Origin of the sequence: Shewanella sp. SG41-4 (assembly GCF_014164505.1) — a bacterium.
In the GTDB taxonomy this organism is placed as follows: Bacteria; Pseudomonadota; Gammaproteobacteria; order Enterobacterales; family Shewanellaceae; genus Shewanella.
In genome coordinates, this window is record NZ_JACJFI010000317.1 from 1 (window position 1) to 3,917 (window position 3,917).

General features: G+C 40.1%; 4 protein-coding genes and 2 tRNA genes. 2 read left to right on the forward strand and 4 right to left on the reverse strand.

What is annotated here, in order from left to right; translation table 11 throughout:
* Nucleotides 1-25: 25 nt before the first annotated feature.
* On the forward strand, nucleotides 26-577 hold the full coding sequence (locus H5202_RS18820) for a hypothetical protein (RefSeq protein ID WP_182773413.1): 552 nt from the start codon (nucleotides 26-28) through the stop codon (nucleotides 575-577).
* A 482-nt stretch (nucleotides 578-1,059) separates the two neighbouring features.
* On the opposite strand, the gene H5202_RS18825 is transcribed toward H5202_RS18820, so the two are convergent.
* The 3 genes from H5202_RS18825 to H5202_RS18835 all read right to left on the reverse strand — a co-directional run bounded on the left by H5202_RS18825 (nucleotide 1,060) and on the right by H5202_RS18835 (nucleotide 2,952).
* Nucleotides 1,060-1,136 (reverse strand) — tRNA-Val (locus H5202_RS18825).
* A 48-nt stretch (nucleotides 1,137-1,184) separates the two neighbouring features.
* A tRNA-Val gene (locus H5202_RS18830) sits at nucleotides 1,185-1,261 on the reverse strand.
* A gap of 329 nt (nucleotides 1,262-1,590) precedes the next feature.
* Nucleotides 1,591-2,952, reverse strand: coding sequence for an MATE family efflux transporter (locus H5202_RS18835; RefSeq protein ID WP_182773414.1), 1,362 nt, complete (start codon nucleotides 2,950-2,952; stop codon nucleotides 1,591-1,593).
* Nucleotides 2,953-2,981: 29 nt separating this feature from the next.
* Here H5202_RS18835 and H5202_RS18840 point away from each other — a divergent pair, with 29 nt between their 5' ends.
* Nucleotides 2,982-3,596, forward strand: coding sequence for a riboflavin synthase subunit alpha (locus H5202_RS18840; protein ID WP_182773415.1), 615 nt, complete (start codon nucleotides 2,982-2,984; stop codon nucleotides 3,594-3,596).
* 63 nt (nucleotides 3,597-3,659) lie between these two features.
* On the opposite strand, the gene H5202_RS18845 is transcribed toward H5202_RS18840, so the two are convergent.
* The gene (locus H5202_RS18845) at nucleotides 3,660-3,860 is read right to left on the reverse strand and encodes a CPXCG motif-containing cysteine-rich protein (RefSeq protein ID WP_182773416.1); all 201 of its coding nucleotides are present in this window, start codon (nucleotides 3,858-3,860) and stop codon (nucleotides 3,660-3,662) included.
* Nucleotides 3,861-3,917 lie beyond the last annotated feature (57 nt).

Here is a 3,917-nt window from a genome sequence, read left to right on the forward strand (position 1 = left end):
TTTGTTGCTCAACAATTGATACCCAATGGGCGCGCTTTTGTTCTTGGTTCATAGTACCTCCGGTGAAAAAGGCACTATATTAAAGCGTGAGTATTATTGGTATGTGGGGTTAATTAACCGCTTACGCTTGTTACCCGCATCAATTAAGCATCAGTTGGTGTACTTACGACTCAATAATGCTTTGCCAGGACACAGATTTATGACACTTGCAGCTAATGACCAGCGTATTGACGTTAGCTTGCTAGAACAAAAGATGCATTCGTTTATGCCACCGAATGCATCTGCAGAGCAGCAAAATCAAGTGTGGTATCGACATATCTATCAGCCTTTACAAAATGACCCACTAATAAAAGATGCCCACAAAGCATTACTCCTATGGCGTGACAGTATGACTGTGTCATTGGTTACTGGGCTGTTATTGGTAATTGGAGGGGTAAATGTACCTTGGGTCGCGAAAATATTTGAGCACTATTCTCTAAGCGTTCCCTTCTGTTTTGCCTTTGCCTGCGGACTTGCTGCGAATAATTGCGGTAAAAGAATGGTGACTAATACGGTTGCCATTTGGCTACGGCACTAAATTTCACAATCTAAATAGAAAACCGAAGGTGTTCAAATTAACCAAATAGTAGAGTTAAGTCGCTTGTCATGAGTAGGCGGTTCAGAGCAGTTGTTGAAAAGACAAGCCATTTTGAAAAAGTACATTAATCTACTTGGTGTACATCAGGTGTTGATTTAAAGTACGTCAACTGGATTGTGTGGCTGTAAATTATTCATCGTGCCGGTAATGGTAGTGGTCATACTTTTGAGGTTCAAAAATCACTTGTGCCAACATGTTTGGCACGAAATGGGCACAAAACGTCATTTTGGTGTTTTTTGCCTATTGTTGTGAGTTATATTTACTTTATAGACTGATTTTAACAAGAATGAAATTGTATGACTTATAGATTCGAAAAATGACTGGTTGGCACGAGGCTAATACGATTTGGCACAGATATATTTTTACCGTAGAGAATTTGGTAATACAGAAAGGCTTTTAAAACGAGGAGTTACAGCAAGAAATGGTACACCCGAGTGGACTCGAACCACCGACCCCTACCATGTCAAGGTAGTGCTCTAACCAGCTGAGCTACGGGTGTATTGTTTACTTTTATTACAATTCCAATGTTTAGACTCTTTGAAAAGAGTGGTACACCCGAGTGGACTCGAACCACCGACCCCTACCATGTCAAGGTAGTGCTCTAACCAGCTGAGCTACGGGTGTATTGTTTACATTTATTACAATTTCAATGTTTAGACTCTTTGAGAAGAGTGGTAAACCCGAGTGGACTTCTATTATTTCAACAGAATACCGACACCTGCCATTTGCATTTGTGAAGAGTGTAGTGCGACTCTTTCTAACAGCTGAGCTACGGGTGTATTGTTAACGCTTGCTTTAAAATGTTTTGCTTCAAAGCGGACGCTATCTTAAGGGGGATGGGCTATTGCATGCAAGCAAAAAAAACATTTTTATGTCTAAATGGTGATTTGCTGTGCAACTTGATTCAAGCTTAAGCAATGTGAGTCGCTTAAGCTTGTAAAAAATCAAATCGATTAGCCAATCTGTTGAAACTCAAATCCTTTCTTTTGAATGTATTTCAATCTAATAGCAAACAAAATAGCAGCGGATGTTAAACCTGCAATTAAGCCAATCCAAAAACCGTGTGCGCCCATAGGTTCAACAAGTAAATTCGTATACCCTAAAATATAACCCGTTGTCATGCCGATCACCCAATACGAGAACAAGGTAATGTAAAATGCACTACGAGTATCTTTATACCCACGTAATGCACCAGCAGCGACAACTTGAATAGAATCTGATATCTGATAGAACGCAGCTAACATCATTAGGCTGCCAGCTAATGCAACCACTTCAGGGTTATCGTTATACAATAAGGCGATTTGGTGTTTAAAGGTCACTGTTAGTATCGCGGTAAAAATGGCTAGGCAGAATGATAACCCTAAACCTACTTTTGCAACTAAGGCCGATATTTCTGGTTGCCCACGCCCAAGGTAGTAACCAATTCGGATCGATACTGCTATACCAATTGATAAGGGCAACATAAATATAATTGATGAGAAGTTGAGGGCGATCTGATGGCTTGCAACGACGTTAGCACCTAATGGCGCTAAAAATAATGCGATGACAGCAAACAGGCTTACCTCAAAAAATAATGCCATCGCAATCGGCATACCCAATTTGGTCATGGACCACATACTGGCTAAATGAGGACGAAAAAACTGTTTGAATGGCGCGAGCTCTTTAAATGTTTTATCCACTAACATGTATATAATCATGGCTGCTAACATAGCCCAAAACACTAATGCAGTTGCAACACCACAACCAGCACCGCCCATAGCGGGAATACCAAAACCACCATAAATAAACACGTAATTGGCGGGTATATTGACCGCTAACCCGATAAATCCAATGACCATTGTCGGCATGGTATAAGAAATCCCTTCACTGCAACCGCGTAATACCTGATACAAAACGAAAGCAGGTGCTCCCCACAAGATAGCATCTATATAACCCACGGTTAATGCATGCAGTTTTGGTTCTAAATGCATAAAATCGAGTAAATATGTTGAAGATGCGAGAAACAACATCACCCCAATACCACCAATTATGGCAATATAACCCGCCTGAAAAATGAGTGACGGAATGATTTGTTGATTATTCGCCCCGTGATGTTGCGAAAACACCGGGGTAAAAGACATTAATAAGCCTTGAACAAATAAGATAGCAGGTAACCACAAGCTGGTGCCAACGGCAACAGCTGCCATATCTACGGCACTCACTCGACCAGCCATCACAGTGTCAATAAAACCCATCATGGTTTGAGTCACTTGGGCTATCAGCACAGGAAGCGCTAATTTTATCAAGCGTGAAATTTGAAAACCTGTATTATTCATTAAAAAACCTATAACGGAACGAGAGAATTATGTTTACTGGTATAGTCCAAGCCACGTGTGAAGTAGTATCGATTAACAATGCTGCAGGTCTTAAAACCTTTGAAGTTGCAATGACACCAACATTAATACAAGGATTAGTGACAGGTGCTAGCGTTGCCAATAATGGGGTTTGTCTTACCGTAACCAAGATACTAAATGATAAGGTTTTTTTTGATGTAATGGAAGAAACATTAGCCGTAACTAACCTAGGTAATATCAGTGTTGGTGATATGGTGAATATCGAGCGTTCGTTAACATTTGGGACCGAGATTGGTGGGCATATATTATCTGGTCACGTACATACTCTGGCCACTGTTAAGTCGGTCAGTAACACCAACGAACATTACAATATTGAATTGCAGGTTGCTCCTCAATGGATGAACTACATCTTTTATAAAGGATTTGTGGGAATAAATGGTTGTAGCTTAACGGTAGGTAAAGTTAGCAATGATGGTTTTGTATTGCACTTAATTCCTGAAACATTGAAGTTGACCAACTTGAATCATTACAGCGCTGGCGACAAGATTAATATTGAAATAGACAGTCAGACACAGGTTATTGTTGATACTGTCGAGCGAATTTTAGCTAAAAAGCAGCTCGCCTAATCAACCGGTGTAATAACATGTATTAACTTGCCTGCTTAGAGTTTTAAGCAGGCTAGCTATAAATTAATAAATTTGTTCATCGTCAGAATCAATATGAAGTTCAATTGTCCGGCGGTTATCATCCAGGTGCATTCTAATGTGTATTGGATTACAACAAATACGACAGTCATCGTAATATTCTTGATCTCCAGAACTGGCATCTAAAGTGACATATTGATGATGCCCGCAATGTGGGCAACTAATGGCACGCGAAAGTAATCTCATCGCTAGTACTCCTCACTGACTCATTATCAATTAGTATAGTGAGCATTTTATATTTTG